Below are 16,639 nucleotides of genomic sequence, written 5' to 3'. Positions count from 1 at the left end.
TTAGCAAAAAATTTACGCTGAAAAATGAGGTTACTGGGGATAATTGTTGCCATGTTGCTTATGGTATAAATACGGCGAAGGGACTGAAAAAAGGCATTTCGAAAGAGACAGGCATCACGGATACGATAAATTCAAAAGAAGAGGAAGATCTCGAAGTTGAATATTTATACCAAACAAAAATAGGGATGAAAAAATGAGTATTTTAAAAACAAAAACCGTTAAAGGCGGTGAAACTACAACGATTCTATTTGATGAATTATCGCTTTATGATATTCCAAAAATTATGGATAAGATGGGATGGACGACAGCATCAGCTTTGATGAAACATTGGTTTTCTTTTGAAAAAGATTTTAGATTGGATACTGAAACAAAAAGTAAATACATAAATGGACCTTCAATTAATATACCTCAAGAAAGGGTAAATGATTCAATAGTGAAAATGGATTGGGCGATGCACTATGAAGTAGTAAATAAAAAAATCGATGAGCTAAAGAACGTTTGGGCTAGTCCAAAAGGAAAAAAAAGATTATTTGTTGATATATATAAAAGAAATGAAAAAAATGAAGTGAATGGGCTTATAAACATAGGTGGTGAAGATAAGGCGGTTCAGCTTGATTATTACTCTCAAATTAATTTTAGAGAATTCGGTGAATATGATGATACAATTGATGAATTAATGGGAGCGATAGGAGTTGGTATTTTAAAAGTTGCAGTAAGGGGGTATTTCGATATAACAGGTGGCAGGAAAAAATTCATAGTTAAAAAATTGGGTTTTTATATAAAGGATACATACGATTTCAATGACCAACATAAGCCAATGGCGGGGATTGGCATTCCTGATAGATACAATATTGCAAGTGAGGTATTAGGTATATGGTCAAGAGATGGAATTGTTGCTAAAAAGGAAATGGCAGGATATATGGCTAGTTTTATGGCTAAAGATTTTGGGTGGCTATATAGACACTACAAAGGATATGTTCCTGTTTTTAACAGAGACTTTAGGGAGTGGCAAGACATCCATAAGGAAGGAGGGGACTTTATTGTCTTTTCTGATGTGTATTGGACAGAACCATTAGAGAAGGACAAAATAATATATGAAGATGATTAAATTTATAAAATATGGATTATTTGCTATATTTTTTCTATGGTGGTTCTTTTTATCACATGTAACCTTTTTACCATCTTTTCTAGAAAGAATGGAAAGAAGCGAAGATAATTACCATGTTGTTTTTTATGACACTCTTCCTATAAATCCAATCGGGCTTTATTATTTTTTAACAAAACCAGCACCCTATTTTGCTGTGTTGTATAAAGACAATAAATATATTGGTCAAAGCTATCCATATTATATGGTAAGTGATGCCATAATGATTGGAGATAATTACGGATTTCCTCATGGTAAATTGAATTATTTTTATATTTTATGTTGTGATGAATATGATATTCCAGTCAAGGATGAAGACAAAAAATGGTGGAGTCAAATCCTCCAATACTTTCATTTGTAAAGTGTAAGATTTTGTAAATGTTTCGTCCTCATGTTTTCGCAAGTTTAGCCTCTGAATGTCAGGGGCTTTTTTATCATTTTTCATGATGTTAAATAGTGTTTTAAGCAGAATAACCAACCACAAAACACCATGAAAAAGCTACTTGAATTACGCCAGCAAAAAGCAACCCTCACCGAACAAATGCGCACCCTGCTTACCAAAGCCGAAACTGAAAAACGCTCATTGACCGAAGAGGAAGCCAAACAGTTCGACGAACTGCGCAGCCAGTCCGATGCCCTGAATGCTGAAATTGCCCGCTACGAAGCCTTATCTGATGAAGAACGCCATCAGGCGAAGATCCAGCCGGCCAGCGAAAAACTCAGTAATGACGAACTGCGCCACTATATCGTGACCGGCGAAACCCGCACCTTGTCTACGGGCGTGCCGTCCGAGGGTGGCTATACCGTTATCCCTGAACTAAACAAACAAATCATGCAACAACTGACTGATGAATCAGTCATGCGCCGGATCTGTACCCTCAAGACTACGCGCAGCAACGAATACAAGCAGTTGGTTTCGGTCGGTGGGGCAGCGGTAGTACACGGGGAAGAGGGCAAGGCTCGCGGTGAGACTGGAACGCCGAAGATGGAAGAAGTCAGCATTAAGCTGTTCCCGATTTACGCTTACCCCAAGACAACCCAAGAAATCATCGATTTTAGCGACGTGGATATCTTGGGCTGGCTGACCTCTGAGATTGCAGACACCTTCGTCGATACCGAAGAAACGGATCTTGTCAGCGGTGACGGCAGCAAAAAAGCCAAGGGTTTCCTGTCTTATCCCCGTGATACCCAAGCCGACAAAGCACGCGCTTTCGGCACCCTGCAAAAGCTGGAAGTTGCCACTCTTGAGGCCGACAGCCTGATTGACCTTAAGTTCCTGCTCAGGAACAAGTACCGCAAGAACGCTGTTTGGGTGATGAACTCCAACACAGCCGCCAAGGTACAGAAGCTGAAAAACGGCAACGGCGATTATATCTGGCGGGAACGCTTGCAAGCCGGTGATCCAGATATGTTACTGGGCTTGCCTGTTCACTATCTCGAATTTATGCCAGATAACGTTATCGGTCTGGGTGACTTCAAGCGCGATTACTTCATTGTTGACCATGAAACAGGCACCCGCACCCGTCCCGACAATATCACTGAACCGGGATCTTATAAGGTACATACCGATAAGTATCTGGGTGGCGGTTTGGTGGACTCCAACGCAATAAAGGTGCTGGAACTGAAAGCCGGCAAATAAGCAAGAGGGGGCACAACGCCCCTTTTCAGTCTTGGAGTCCATAGATGAATAACGATTTTGAAATCCGCACCGCCTCTTTATCAGCGGCAGATAAAAAGCTGGTCGGTTACGCGATCCGGTGGAACAGCCGCTCACATCTCTTGTGGGATGAGTTCGTGGAACAGTTCGCCCCGAATGCCTTTCGTGCCAGTTTAACGGCGGGTACTGATGTCAGGGCACTGTATGAACATGATCACATGAACCTGTTAGGCCGTACCGCCTCCGGCACCTTACAGCTTAGTGAAGATGCTACCGGATTACGCTTCGAGTTAACCCCGCCTGACACCCAATTAGGCCGCGATGTATTAACGCTGGTTGAGCGCGGGGATATCTCCGGCATGTCCTTTGGATTCAGGGCATTGAAGGATCAGTGGGATATTGGTCAGGAACCGTATGTCAGAACCGTTTTAGAGGCTGAATTACGGGAAATTACGATCACCAGCCTGCCCGCCTACCCTGAGAGCGGGGTGGAGATTGCCAAGCGCTCACTCAATGGGGTTACGCCCCGTGCGGTTGATTTGCGTCATTACTGGCTGCAACTGTCTGAGGTGTAACCATGTGGCCGTTTAAACGAAAAGCGCCTGAAACCCGTAGTATGACGATGGAGGAGTTTCTTTCTCTGGCGGGCGTATCTAACACTAAATCGGGGGAGCATGTTTCACCGTCCACGGCAGAAGGGTTACCCGCCGTGATGAATGCCGTTACGGTCATTAGTGAAGCCGTGGCCTCTATGCCCTGTTACCTCTATCGGGTTGCACACCAGAACGGGACTGAATCCCGTGAATGGCTCAGTGATCACCCGGTGGATTACTTGCTCAATGAGCGCCCGAATGACTGCCAGACCCCGTACCAGTTTAAGCGAACATTGATGCGTCATTGCTTACTGAATGGTAATGCGTATGCGGTGATTGTCTGGGGGCGGGATGGTCAGCCGCAATCTCTCCACCCTTATCCTCCTTCTGCGGTCGTACCACAACGATTATCCGATCACCGGTTCGCCTATACCATCACCGAACCTTATAGCGGCAAGGTCAAAACCTATTTGCAGGAAGAAGTCTTACACCTGCGCTATGCCACCGAAGACGGTTTTTTGGGGCGCTCACCCGTTACTATTTGCCGCGAAACCTTAGGTTTGGGGCTGGCGCAACAACGCCACGGTGCCAGCATTATGAAAGAGGGCATGATGGCGGCGGGGGTGATTAAATCCGCTGACTGGCTGGACGGGACGAAAGGCGCTAAGGCACTGGAAGCCCTCGAACGTTATAAAGGTGCCCGTAATGCAGGTAAGACGCCTATTCTTGAGGGTGGGATGGAATACCAGCAATTGGGGATGAGCAACCAAGATGCGGAGTGGTTGTCTTCCCGTCGCTTCACCATTGACGATATCGCCCGGATGTTTAACGTCAGCCCAATCTTTCTGCAAGAGTACTCAAACAGCACCTACAGCAATTTTAGCGAAGCCTCACGCGCCTTTCTGACTATCACCATGCGCCCGTGGCTCGCCAACTTTGAGCAACAAATCAAAGCCGCCTTGCTGATGGCCTCGCCGAAACGGGGCGTTCGCTATCAGGTGGAGTTTGATACGGCCGACTTGCTGCGTGCTAACCCACGGGAACGCTTCCAGAGTTATGAGACGGCGATTAAGTCGGGGGTGATGTCACCGAATGAAGCCCGTGAACGGGAGGGCTTATCGCCGCGTGAAGGGGGTGATGAATTCAGCCAGGCATGGAAGCAAGAAATCCAGATCAAGCAACCACCGGAGGGCAAGGCATGAGGGCAGGCAGATTGCGGCATCGGGTGACTATTCAGAAAAATGAACAAAGCCGTTCGCCGATGGGATCAGTGATTAACAAATGGGTAGATGTTGCCGAAGTTTGGGCGGAGGTGAGAACGATCAGCGGGCGGGAACTCGTTGCATCGAGCGCGGTATTTTCGGAAGTGACTATCCGTATCTGGTTGCGCTACCGTGCGGATATCACCACAGGCCATCGCATTGTTTATCAAGGTAAACCCCTTACTATTGCCGTCGTTATCCCCGATACCAAACACACCCGTTTAGAACTGCTTTGTAAAGGAGGCGTGCGCAATGGATAAAATCGATATTCCCTTAAGTGAAATCAAGCAACATTGTCGGGTGGATGAAAACGACACCCGCGACAATGCGTTATTGATGGGCTATGCAGAAGCCGCACTGGAAGTCTGCCAGCAGCATATCGGCAAACGCTTTGATGAGGGCTTAGCCTTTACGCCCGCAATCAAGGTGGGCTGTCTGATGTATGTCAGCCTGTTATATGAACATCGGGAAATGGTGGCAGATAAGGAGCTGAAAGAAATCCCGTTCACTATCAAGTCCCTGTGGTCTGTCTATCGTGATATCGGAGTCTACTAATGCCTTGGCAACCTTTGAAACGTTGTACCTATCCCGGCTGCAAACAGCGGGTAAAATCGGATCGTTGTGATGAACACAAACGGGAAGCCCGGCGTAGGCAGGACAGCAAGCGAGGCTCAAGGCGTGAGCGCGGTTATACCCCGGCATGGGATAAATACCGCCTGCAATTTCTGAAAGCTAACCCGCTGTGTGTCCACTGCCTTAAGTTGGGTATCTACGCCCCGGCAACCATCGTTGACCACATCATCCCCATTGACGGCGGCAGTGATGTGCTGTTCTGGCCTGACTTCAATCACCAGCCCTTATGCAATAGCTGCCATAGTCGAAAGACGGTCACGACTGACCCCGCGACGAAAGAGAAACGAAGACAAGGACACTATCGGGAACAGGAAGAACGAGCGGCAAGGCGTCGGGGCTGGTTAGTGGTAGAATGAAACCATCACATCAAGATTAGGTATTGATAACAAAGAAAATGGTTTCACATGAAATGATTGGGGTGGGGGAGTAAAAAATGACAAATACCCCCCTCCGTGGCACCACCGCCGTCCTCAGATTTTTATGCGCGGCACTTTTTTAGATAGCAGTAATTCTTATAGGAAACAATACATTATGGCAAGGGCACCCAAACCCCCGGTTTACTTAAACGTTATCGCCGCCGATCAATGGAAATCGAAAGCAAAACTGTTAAATGAGCGTGACGACCTCAGCCCGGCAGACTGGAACAACTTAGAGCTGTATTGCGTCAATTATGCGATCTACCTTAAAGCCATTGAAGATATTGAACTGCGCGGGTTTGCGGTGGAAGGTTCACGCGGCGCGGCGACCAGTAACCCGTCATTAAAGGCCAAGGCCGACGCAGAAAAAATCATGATTAAAATGTCCTCCTTGCTGGGCTTTGACCCGGTATCACGGCGTAGAAACCCGGTGGAAACGGAGGCAGAGGACGAATTAGATCGCTTATGAACGCATGGGAACAGTACGCCTTTGATATCCAAAACGGCACCATTCCGGCCTGTCAGCGCCTGAAACAGGCGGTAAAACGCTACTATAACGACCTGAATAACCCGCTTTATACGTTTGATAGCGAGGTTGTCGGGCGTTTTATTGGCTTCTCCCGCCTCTGTCCGCACGTCAAAGGCCACTTGCGCGGTCAACCCATTGCCTTAGAGCCGTGGCAACAATTTGCCTTTGCTAACCTGTTCGGCTTCAAGGTGAAAGCGACGGGGCGCAGGAAATACCGCAGCGCTTATATTCAAGTGCCGCGCAAAAATGCGAAATCCACCGTGGCCGCGATACTGGCGAACTGGTTTCTGGTAATGGAACAGGGACAACAGGATATTTACACCGCCGCCGTCAGCCGGGATCAGGCGCGTATTGTGTTTGATGATGCCCGCCAGATGAGCCTGTTATCTAAGCCCCTAAAAAAGCGGGGTATCCATCCAGCAACACAAAATCACTTACACGAAGAGCAACAGCTTGTTAAAACCACTGGCCGCCAAAGCCTCGACGATTGAGGGCACCAATCCCAGTCTGGCCATTGTCGATGAATATCATCTACACCCTGATAATGCGGTCTATTCTGCCCTTGAATTAGGCATGGGTGCCCGCCCCGAAGGACTCCTGTTTGCCATTACCACGGCGGGCAGTAACGTGATATCGGCCTGTAAGCAGCACTATGATTATTGCTGTCAGATACTGGATGGCGAAGAGCAAAATGAATCCCTGTTTGCCCTGATCTACGAACTGGACGACGAGAACGAGATTGATGACGAATCCCTTTGGATTAAGGCCAATCCGAATCTCAATGTCTCCGTGGACAGTGCATCACTGCATGACACCATCCAGAAAGCGCGAGGCATTCCCTCACAATGGACAGAGATGCTAACCAAACGCTTTAATATCTGGTGTCAGGGTGAAACCCCGTGGATGGGCGAAGGGGCTTGGCAAGCCTGCCAGACAGATTACGATGAAAACGACCTCAAGGGGCTGGAGTGTTACGCCGGATTAGATTTGTCGTCAACAGGTGACATTACCAGTGTTTGCTACACCTTCCCCGTGGATAATGAACTGTTACTACTGACCCGCCATTACCTGCCCGAAGCGCAGTTACAGAACCCGGCCAACAAGAACCGGGCGGTTTATCGCCAGTGGGCGCAAGCGGGTTGGATACGTACCACAGCGGGCGACTGCATCGATTATGACCGTATCCGGGATGATATTCTCAAAGACAGCCAACAGTTTGATATCAAGCTGGTCGGCTTTGACACATGGAACGCCACACACCTAAGAACTCAGCTACAAGGGGCTGGTTTGGATGTTGAGCCGTTCCCGCAAACCTATCTGCGCTTTAGCCCCGTGGCCAAATCGGCCGAGGTATTCGTTAACCGCAAGGTGATTCGTCACAACGGCGATCCGGTTCTCGCATGGGCGATGTCCAATGTGGTGATGGAAACCGACGCGAACGCCAACATCAAGCCAAACAAGAAAAAGTCCGCGAACAAGATAGATCCGGCTATTGCGTTTTTGATGAGTTTTGGTACATGGCAGATAGAACATGAGGAATTTGCTTTCAGTCTGTCAGATGAACAGAAGCAGCGCCTTAAGGAGTTTAATGGGATATAACGCAAGAAGTTAAGCGGTTTTACTGATTCGCTTATTGAACTTAATAAACCAATTCGTTAAAGTACTCTCGCCATTGGCAAAATCCAATGGTCAGGGATTCGCAACCCTGTAATGATCGACCCACTGGTAGGATGTTTCTGCCAGTGCGCCTGCATTCGCCTTTTCTATGGCGGTTCAGGTAGGGGAGGCTTCGGCCTCGCCGGATTGGTTGATCTCCGGTATTGCGAACCCTGCTTGAATCGCCACCATCAATATTAATTAATGGAAGGGGTAGCAGGAATGAACAACGTTAGAAATGACTGGCATCAAGCCGATATTATTGCTGCATTACGTAAGCGTGGTACAACGCTTGCCGCAGTCTCCCGCGAAGCTGGACTCAGTTCTTCTACATTAGCAAATGTGTTATCACGTCCTTGGCCTAAAGGGGAATGGATCGTTGCTAATTATCTTAACATTCACCCGTCTGAAATTTGGCCTAGCCGTTATTTTGATATGAACGGTAACCTTATAGAACGCAAAGTTCGAGATAAGTCAGCAAAATAATTATTCTAATACCGAAAAACATCAGGGAAATAGTCACCTCGTCTAATTACTCGCTGCATTATTGGCTTTGATGAGGTGGCGCTATCGGTGAGGTTGTTGCGGAAAGGTCAGGTGATAACCGTGACGGGGAAGTCTTCTTACTGGCAGGGCTATCAGTTGGCTGTTACCTCCATCGCTTAATGGGTTCCGACGAACTGCGTCGCAATCTTCTATAATTTGTACATTTAATGTACTCACCATTTTTTATTGATCACAAATTCACTCTTAATTCTTTTCTTTCTTTCATATTGTTCTTATCTTATGTTTTGTTTATAGGTTCGTTCAGTGTTTTATGTGTAAACAATTATATAAACAAATAGTGAAAATTTAGTTAACAAATAACATTTATTCATTTAATATCAAGTAATTATGTCTTAACTGTAAGTGCAGACTATATATAATTACTCAAGGCAGTTTTCATGGCGTATACTGACGCACTATTTTCGTTTTTTGTTTAGTGAATTGATGCGGTATACATGGCTGGAAAAAAACCAACTAACAACAGTATGGCTGAACCAAAAGATCGCCAAGTGGAAGGGCTGAAACTTCCACCACACTCTTTGGAAGCAGAGCAATCCGTGTTAGGCGGTTTGATGCTGGATAATGAACGTTGGGATAATGTCTCCGAGCGGGTGACCAGCAATGATTTTTTCAGCCGTCCACACAGGCGTATTTTCGCTGAAATGCAGCGCTTGCTCGAAACGGGCAAGCCGATTGACCTGATCACATTATCGGAATCCCTTGAACAGAATGGGGAGCTCGATAATGTCGGCGGGTTCGCTTATCTGGCCGAATTGTCAAAAAACACCCCAAGTGCGGCGAATATCAACGCTTATGCGGATATTGTCCGTGAACGTGCCGTTGTACGGGATATGATCGCGGTGGCAAATGAAATTGCGGATGCGGGTTATGATCCACAAGGGCGAACCAGCGAAGAACTGTTGGACTTGGCAGAATCACGGGTATTCCAGATCGCAGAAAATCGGGCAAATAAAGATGAAGGTCCGAAAGGGATTGAACAGATTCTGGAAGAGACTGTTGAACGCATTGAACAACTTTATCAGCGCCCACATGACGGCGTAACCGGGGTTTCTACCGGCTACCAAGATTTGGATAAGAAGACGGCGGGCTTGCAGAATTCAGATTTAATTATTGTGGCGGCGCGTCCTTCAATGGGCAAAACGACCTTTGCGATGAACCTGTGTGAAAATGCCGCCATGATGCAGGATAAACCTGTTCTGATTTTCAGCCTTGAGATGCCCGGCAACCAGATCATGATGCGTATGCTGGCGTCCCTGTCCCGTGTCGATCAAACCCGTATTCGTACCGGCCAGCTTGATGATGAAGATTGGGCGCGCCTTTCCAGCACCATGGGAATTTTGCTGGAAAAACGCAATATGTATATTGATGACTCATCCGGTCTGACACCCACCGAAGTGCGTTCCCGTGCACGGCGGGTTTTCCGCGAACACGGCGGGCTTAGCTTAATTATGATCGACTACCTGCAATTGATGCGGGTGCCCTCTTTATCTGACAACCGAACATTGGAAATTGCGGAAATCTCCCGTTCACTGAAAGCACTGGCAAAAGAGCTTCAAGTGCCGGTTGTTGCACTCTCCCAGCTTAACCGTAGTTTGGAACAGCGAGCCGATAAGCGTCCGGTTAACTCCGACTTGCGTGAATCAGGCTCTATCGAGCAGGATGCTGACTTAATCATGTTTATCTATCGCGACGAGGTTTATCACGATAACAGTGAGTTGAAAGGCGTGGCAGAAATCATTATTGGTAAGCAGCGTAACGGCCCTATCGGTACAACAAGGCTAACGTTTAATGGTCAATTTTCACGCTTCGATAATTATGCTGGCCCAAGCTACAGCGACGAATAAACCTAAACATAAAAAAAGGGGATGAAATGAAAGCGGCAACTGCTGTTATCGACCGCCGCGCTCTGCGACACAATTTGCAACAGGTGAGGGCGCAAGCGCCTGACAGTAAACTGATTGCAGTTGTGAAAGCAAACGCTTATGGACATGGTTTATTAGAAACGGCGCACACCATGGAAGATGCTGATTGTTTCGGTGTCGCTCGCATTGGGGAAGCGCTAGCCTTGCGTAGTGGAGGGGTTGTTAAGCCCATCTTGCTGTTAGAAGGTTTTTTTGACGCGGCGGATCTTCCCGTTTTAGTCGTCAATCATATTGAAACCGTGGTGCACAATATTGAACAGCTTGAAGCGTTGGAACAGGCGGATTTATCCCATCCCATTAAAGTGTGGATGAAACTCGATACCGGCATGCATCGTCTGGGGGTCAGGATCGATGAAGCAGACGCATTTTATCAACGTCTGAGCCGCTGTCGTAACATTGAGCAACCCGTCAATATCATCAGCCATTTTAGCCGTGCAGATGAGCCTACCGTTGAAACGACTCAGCAACAAATTGAGCGCTTTATGGCATTTATCGCGGATAAGACCGGCGAAAAATCCATCTCTGCATCAGGCGGGATTTTATTATGGCCGAAAGCGCATTTGGATTGGGTGCGTCCCGGCATCATGCTGTACGGGGCATCACCAATGGCAGATAACACGGCTGCTGACTTCAATTTACTCCCTGCCATGACGCTGAAATCCAGCTTAATCGCCGTACGGCAACACAAAGCAGGTGAAGCCGTGGGATATGGTGGTACATGGCGCAGTGAACGTGACACCTGCCTTGGTGTTGTGGCGATGGGATATGGTGATGGCTATCCCCGCAGTGCGCCGGTCGGAACGCCTATCTTTATCAATGGCCGGGAAGTGCCACTGGTTGGCCGCGTCTCTATGGATATGATTACGGTGGATCTGGGGCCTGCATGTCAGGATAGAGTGGGGGATGAAGTCATCCTTTGGGGTAATCCCCTGCCTGTTGAAAAAATTGCCGGGCATTCAGGGATTAGCGCTTATGAATTGATAACGAAACTGACCTCACGTGTTGCAATGGAATATCTAGACGAATAATCCGGTAAGCTATATTGTCTATTATTACCTCTTTTAATCATTCAATAGCAGGGAGTAAACGTTAATGTTCCAACATGTTGATGCGTATGCGGGTGACCCTATCCTGTCGTTAATGGAAGAATTTAAAAACGATCCTCGCGCAGAAAAAATTAATCTGAGCATCGGGCTGTATTATGATGAGCAGGGAATAACGCCAAAATTGCAGGCGGTTGCCACGGCGGAAGAGCAAATGAGAGCTTTGCCACAGTCTGCTTCCCTTTATCTCCCAATGGAAGGCTTGCTTGCCTATCGCTCCGCGGTTCAGGAATTGCTGTTCGGCAAAGATCATCCATTATTAAACCAGCAGCGTATTGCCACGATTCAAACATTGGGCGGTTCAGGTGCATTGAAAGTCGGTGCTGATTTTTTACACCGTTATTTCCCTGATTCTGAAGTATGGTGCAGTGATCCCACATGGGAAAACCATGCCGCTATTTTTGCCGGAGCAGGCATCAAAGTGAATTATTACCCTTACTTTGATGATAAAACCAAAGGGGTAAAATTTGATGAAATGCTGGCAACATTCAAGCAATTGCCGGCAAAAAGCATTATCTTAATGCACCCTTGCTGTCATAATCCAACCGGCTCAGATCTCACCAATGACCAATGGGATCAGGTGGTTCAGGTTGCCAAAGAGCGAGAACTGATCCCTTTCCTTGATATCGCCTATCAGGGATTTGCCGATGGCATGGAACAAGATGCCTACGCGATCCGCGCAATGGCAAACGCGGGGTTACCTTGTCTGGTCAGCAACTCATTCTCGAAAATTTTCTCGCTGTATGGTGAGCGCGTCGGTGGATTATCCATTATCTGTGAGGATACAAAAGCGGCTGAACATGTCTTGGGGCAATTGAAAGCCGGTGTCCGCCGTATTTACTCCAGCCCGCCAAATTTTGGTGCACAGATTGTTGCCAGAGTCTTGGCTAACTCTGAATTAAAAAACCAATGGCTGGATGAAGTTGAACGGATGCGCTTGCGTATTCTGGAGATGCGGACAGTATTGGTCAATGCCCTACAAAAAGCCCTGCCAGAGAAAAATTTTGACCATTTATTAAGGCAGCGTGGCATGTTCAGTTATACCGGATTCAGTCAGGCACAAGTGACTAGATTGCGTGAAGAGTTTGGTGTCTATCTGGTCGGTTCTGGCCGCGTTTGCATGGCTGGCGTGAATCACCATAACGTACAGCGCATTGCCGAGGCATTTACTGCGGTGAGTCAGTAATTTTTTAACACTTCTCTTTGATTTTAATATCAAATCATTCAGTTAAAAAAACAGAAAGCCGCTTAAGTTATGCCGCTTTCTGTTTGAATAATTTCAATATAACAGGATTACTTTTTCAGTAACTGGTAGAACGTTGGGTTATCATCACATTGCCCACTACCGCATTCCAATACGGTAGAAACCAGGTTGGCTGCAATCAAAAATGCGAACAAACTCATGGCAATTTTGCCTGATGTTAGTGGAGTGTATCTTGCTGAATCCACATTACCTGCTTTCAGGGGCATGATCGCTGCGATGGCAATAATAGTCAGAATAGAGAGAATGGCAGCCCAAGTATAAAAATGCAGGCCGAAGAAAGTTGAACCATATCCGGTATCTCCCGGCATGATATGGAGGGAAACCTGACGCATGGCAATGAAACCCGTCACAATACAGCCAAGCAGTGAAAGACTATAATGGGCATTTTTTATGCCAAAATAAATATTAAATAAAAAGCCAAAGCCAATCATGATAATGCCCGCCCGCTGCAATAAACATAATGGGCAGGGAAGTTCAAAACGCGCTAATTGATAATAAAACGCGACGATCAAAATCACACTAATACCGAACAGCCCCAGAATATTCAAGGCCATTGCGAGGTTAATATTACGCGGTGCTGACAGTGTATTATTCATTACGGCCTCCGGTTAGAAAGAAAGATTCAAGGCATCAGTTGCATGATATTTAAACCAAAATACCGTGATGATAAATAAAGCAAACCAAAGAGTATACGTCAGCTTTTTCTTGCCAGTAATGACAGCGACGATGATCACTAGCGCAATTAAGAACGGTAAAAACATATACATGTTTAATCTCCATTATAAATTTAAAGCATATGTTATGCCATTATGGCATTAATGCTTCGGCAATGTGAGTATTAATAATATTAGATCAACAATACATTGCTAATTTATCAAAGGTTGTTTCGTTCGAAATGATCGTAAAAGAAGGCATTTCCTGCACGTATGAAAATGAAATTAGATAACAATTAGCTAGAAGATGAATAAAAACTCCCCACGAAGTGGGGAGGATTGTAGGTGATTTAGCCAAGAAATTAATAAATTAAACTCGTTCAAGTATCGGCTTTAAAAAGCGAGCCGTGTGAGATTTCTCACATTGAGACACTTCTTCCGGCGTTCCCGAAACCAGTATTTCACCGCCACCGCTGCCGCCTTCCGGGCCAAGATCGACAATCCAGTCAGCCGTTTTGATCACATCCAGATTATGTTCGATGACGACAATGGTATTTCCTTGATCGCGCAATAGATGCAGAACGGACAGCAATTGCTGGATATCCGCAAAATGCAGGCCAGTTGTTGGCTCATCAAGGATATACAGGGTTTGGCCTGTACCCCGTTTGGATAATTCCCGCGCCAGTTTTACCCGTTGCGCTTCCCCGCCTGAAAGTGTCGTTGCAGATTGCCCCAGGCGAATATAAGAGAGACCAACATCGATCAACGTTTGCAGCTTACGGGAAAGAGCGGGGATCGCATCGAAAAACTCACGTGCCTCTTCGATGGTCATATTCAGCACTTCATTAATATTTTTACCCTTATATTTGATTTCCAGCGTCTCGCGGTTGTAACGCTTGCCCTTGCATTGATCACAAGGCACATAAACATCGGGCAAAAAGTGCATCTCAACTTTAATGACGCCATCACCCTGACAGGCTTCACAACGCCCACCTTTGACGTTGAAACTGAAACGCCCCGGTGTATAGCCACGGGTACGGGATTCAGGAACGCCGGAGAATAACTCCCTGACAGGAGTGAATACGCCGGTATAAGTGGCAGGGTTTGAACGAGGCGTCCTGCCGATCGGACTTTGGTCGATATCGATAACTTTATCAAAATGCTCAAGGCCCTGGATATCGACATAAGGGGCAGGGTTGATATTGGTTGCTCCGTTTAACTGGCGCTGTGCGATAGGGAACAAGGTATCGTTAATCAACGTTGATTTACCAGAACCGGAAACACCGGTGATACAGGTAAACAGGCCAACAGGCAGTTTTAATGTCACTTTTTTCAGGTTATTGCCTTTTGCCCCAATCAATTTCAGCATTTTGTCTGGATTGGCAGGCACACGCTGCGGTGGAATGGCAATTTTATGTTCACCACTCAGGTATTTTCCGGTAAGGGATTTGGGACTCTCCATGATATCGCTAATCGTGCCTTCGGCAACAATCTCACCGCCATGTACGCCCGCACCTGGTCCGATATCAATAATATGATCAGCCGCACGGATGGCATCTTCGTCATGTTCGACAACGATCACGGTATTGCCCAAATTGCGCAGATGCAGCAATGTTTCCAGCAAACGCTCATTATCGCGTTGATGCAAGCCTATGGAGGGCTCATCCAGCACATACATTACGCCGACAAGACCCGCACCAATCTGGCTCGCCAAACGGATACGCTGGGCTTCCCCGCCGGAAAGGGTTTCTGCTGAACGGGAGAGAGACAGGTAATTTAATCCAACATTCACCAAGAATTTCAGGCGATCACGGATCTCTTTGAGGATTTTTTCGGCAATTTTGGCGCGTTGTCCACTCAGTTTCATATTTTGGAAAAACGCCATCGCATGGCCGATACTAAAATCCGAAATTTGCGGCAGCGTGGTATTTTCGATATAGACAAAACGCGCTTCTTTACGCAACCGGGTGCCGTCGCAGGAGACGCAAGATCGATTACTGATATATTTCGCCAACTCTTCCCGTACTGCGGTGGATTCCGTCTCTTTATAGCGGCGTTCCATATTATGCAGAACCCCTTCAAACGGGTGATGACGCACAGTCACATCACCACGGTCATTGGTATATTTAAATTCGATGGACTCTTTACCTGAACCGTATAAAACTACTTTCCGAATGGCCGGGCTTAATTGATTAAACGGGGCTTCAATATCGAATTTATAGTGTTCTGCCAGTGATCTCAGCATCTGGAAATAGTAGAAATTACGCCGATCCCAACCGCGGATCGCCCCTCCGGCAAGGGAGATACCTTCATTTTGGATAACCCGATCAGGATCAAAAAATTGCTGAACCCCCAGACCATCACAAGTTGGGCAAGCGCCTGCGGGATTATTAAAGGAAAACAGGCGAGGCTCCAGTTCACTCATGCTATAGCCACATATCGAGCAGGCAAAATTGGCGGAGAAAACCAACTCTTCGGCCGATGTATCATCCATATTGGCAATGACGGCAGTGCCACCGGAGAGCTCCAATGCGGTTTCGAAGGATTCCGCCAATCGTTGGGCGAGGTCAGCTCGTACTTTAAAACGGTCGATAACGACTTCGATGGTGTGTTTTTTCTGTAATTCGAGTTTTGGAGGATCGGACAGGTCACACACTTCACCATCAATACGGGCGCGGATATAACCCTGTGTCGCGAGATTATCCAGCAGCCTGGCATGTTCGCCCTTGCGTTCTTTGACGACAGGAGCCAGCAGCATCAGGCGTTGGCCTTCTGGTAGCGCCAAGACATTATCCACCATCTGACTGATCGTTTGTGCCGCCAGCGTGATATCGTGTTCAGGGCAGCGCGGTTCTCCCACCCGCGCAAATAGCAGGCGCAGATAATCGTGAATTTCAGTTATTGTTCCGACCGTAGAGCGAGGGTTATGGGAAGTAGACTTTTGCTCAATGGAAATCGCCGGGGATAGCCCCTCGATATGATCGACATCCGGTTTTTCCATCAGTGACAAAAACTGGCGGGCATAGGCAGAGAGTGATTCAACATAGCGACGTTGCCCTTCCGCATACAGGGTGTCGAAAGCCAAAGATGATTTACCAGAACCGGATAGCCCCGTAATAACTATCAGCTTGTCACGGGGAATAACTAAATTGATATTCTTGAGATTATGGGTGCGGGCGCCCCGAACTTCGATGTTATCCATATACCACTTCCCAGATTATTAATAGAGCAAAACTCGTA

16 protein-coding genes and 1 pseudogene are annotated in these 16,639 nt (G+C 46.9%); 14 read left to right on the top strand and 3 right to left on the bottom strand.

Annotation, left to right across the window (positions count from 1 at the left end; translation table 11 throughout):
- Window positions 1-193 precede the first annotated feature (193 nt).
- The 14 genes and pseudogenes from XDD1_RS14975 to XDD1_RS14910 all read left to right on the top strand — a co-directional run bounded on the left by XDD1_RS14975 (window position 194) and on the right by XDD1_RS14910 (window position 12,668).
- Entirely contained in the window at window positions 194-1,108 is a 915-nt protein-coding gene (locus XDD1_RS14975; protein ID WP_045972419.1) for a DUF6402 family protein, read from the top strand.
- Window positions 1,095-1,505 carry a DUF6201 family protein gene (locus XDD1_RS14970; RefSeq protein ID WP_045972417.1) on the top strand — a complete coding sequence of 137 codons (411 nt, stop codon included), beginning with the start codon at window positions 1,095-1,097 and terminating at the stop codon, window positions 1,503-1,505. The genes XDD1_RS14975 and XDD1_RS14970 overlap by 14 nt, the downstream gene beginning before the upstream one ends.
- 129 nt (window positions 1,506-1,634) lie before the next feature.
- Window positions 1,635-2,783 (top strand): phage major capsid protein, encoded by a 1,149-nt coding sequence (locus XDD1_RS14965; RefSeq protein ID WP_045972415.1) that lies wholly within the window; start codon window positions 1,635-1,637, stop codon window positions 2,781-2,783.
- 44 nt (window positions 2,784-2,827) lie between these two features.
- Window positions 2,828-3,376, top strand: coding sequence for an HK97 family phage prohead protease (locus tag XDD1_RS14960; RefSeq protein ID WP_045972413.1), 549 nt, complete (start codon window positions 2,828-2,830; stop codon window positions 3,374-3,376).
- 2 nt (window positions 3,377-3,378) lie between these two features.
- The gene (locus XDD1_RS14955; protein ID WP_045972412.1) at window positions 3,379-4,596 is read left to right on the top strand and encodes a phage portal protein; all 1,218 of its coding nucleotides are present in this window, start codon (window positions 3,379-3,381) and stop codon (window positions 4,594-4,596) included.
- Window positions 4,593-4,916, top strand: coding sequence for a phage head closure protein (locus XDD1_RS14950; protein WP_045972410.1), 324 nt, complete (start codon window positions 4,593-4,595; stop codon window positions 4,914-4,916). The genes XDD1_RS14955 and XDD1_RS14950 overlap by 4 nt, the downstream gene beginning before the upstream one ends.
- Window positions 4,909-5,211 carry a head-tail connector protein gene (locus XDD1_RS14945; RefSeq protein WP_045972408.1) on the top strand — a complete coding sequence of 101 codons (303 nt, stop codon included), beginning with the start codon at window positions 4,909-4,911 and terminating at the stop codon, window positions 5,209-5,211. Before XDD1_RS14950 ends, XDD1_RS14945 begins: the two co-directional genes overlap by 8 nt.
- Window positions 5,211-5,645: an HNH endonuclease gene (locus XDD1_RS14940; protein WP_045972406.1), complete on the top strand. Its 435-nt coding sequence runs from the start codon at window positions 5,211-5,213 to the stop codon at window positions 5,643-5,645. Before XDD1_RS14945 ends, XDD1_RS14940 begins: the two co-directional genes overlap by 1 nt.
- Before the next feature lie 175 nt (window positions 5,646-5,820).
- Window positions 5,821-6,174 (top strand): phage terminase small subunit P27 family, encoded by a 354-nt coding sequence (locus XDD1_RS14935; RefSeq protein WP_045972404.1) that lies wholly within the window; start codon window positions 5,821-5,823, stop codon window positions 6,172-6,174.
- Window positions 6,171-7,833 (top strand): annotated as a pseudogene (locus XDD1_RS14930) (terminase large subunit). Before XDD1_RS14935 ends, XDD1_RS14930 begins: the two are co-directional and overlap by 4 nt.
- Window positions 7,834-8,112: 279 nt before the next feature.
- Window positions 8,113-8,376, top strand: a complete 264-nt coding sequence (locus XDD1_RS14925; RefSeq protein WP_045960475.1) for a helix-turn-helix domain-containing protein — start codon at window positions 8,113-8,115, stop codon at window positions 8,374-8,376.
- Between the two features lie 515 nt (window positions 8,377-8,891).
- On the top strand, window positions 8,892-10,301 hold the full coding sequence (gene dnaB / locus XDD1_RS14920; RefSeq protein WP_045972402.1) for a replicative DNA helicase: 1,410 nt from the start codon (window positions 8,892-8,894) through the stop codon (window positions 10,299-10,301).
- Between the two features lie 26 nt (window positions 10,302-10,327).
- Window positions 10,328-11,407 carry an alanine racemase gene (gene alr, locus XDD1_RS14915; RefSeq protein ID WP_045972400.1) on the top strand — a complete coding sequence of 360 codons (1,080 nt, stop codon included), beginning with the start codon at window positions 10,328-10,330 and terminating at the stop codon, window positions 11,405-11,407.
- Window positions 11,408-11,471: 64 nt separating this feature from the next.
- The gene (locus XDD1_RS14910) at window positions 11,472-12,668 is read left to right on the top strand and encodes an amino acid aminotransferase (protein WP_045972398.1); all 1,197 of its coding nucleotides are present in this window, start codon (window positions 11,472-11,474) and stop codon (window positions 12,666-12,668) included.
- A 107-nt stretch (window positions 12,669-12,775) separates the two neighbouring features.
- On the opposite strand, the gene XDD1_RS14905 is transcribed toward XDD1_RS14910, so the two are convergent.
- The 3 genes from XDD1_RS14905 to uvrA form a co-directional block, all read right to left on the bottom strand.
- Complete coding sequence (locus tag XDD1_RS14905; protein WP_045972396.1) at window positions 12,776-13,342, bottom strand: disulfide bond formation protein B; 567 nt, start codon at window positions 13,340-13,342, stop codon at window positions 12,776-12,778.
- 12 nt (window positions 13,343-13,354) lie between these two features.
- Entirely contained in the window at window positions 13,355-13,507 is a 153-nt protein-coding gene (locus XDD1_RS20085; RefSeq protein WP_231854522.1) for a DUF5993 family protein, read from the bottom strand.
- 262 nt (window positions 13,508-13,769) lie between these two features.
- Window positions 13,770-16,601, bottom strand: coding sequence for an excinuclease ABC subunit UvrA (gene uvrA, locus XDD1_RS14895; protein WP_045972392.1), 2,832 nt, complete (start codon window positions 16,599-16,601; stop codon window positions 13,770-13,772).
- Between the last annotated feature and the right edge of the window lie 38 nt (window positions 16,602-16,639).

This window comes from Xenorhabdus doucetiae, from assembly GCF_000968195.1.
GTDB classification, from domain to species: Bacteria; Pseudomonadota; Gammaproteobacteria; order Enterobacterales; family Enterobacteriaceae; genus Xenorhabdus; species Xenorhabdus doucetiae.
Note: the sequence above shows the minus strand (reverse complement) of the source record. Positions and strands in the feature narration are given on the sequence as shown.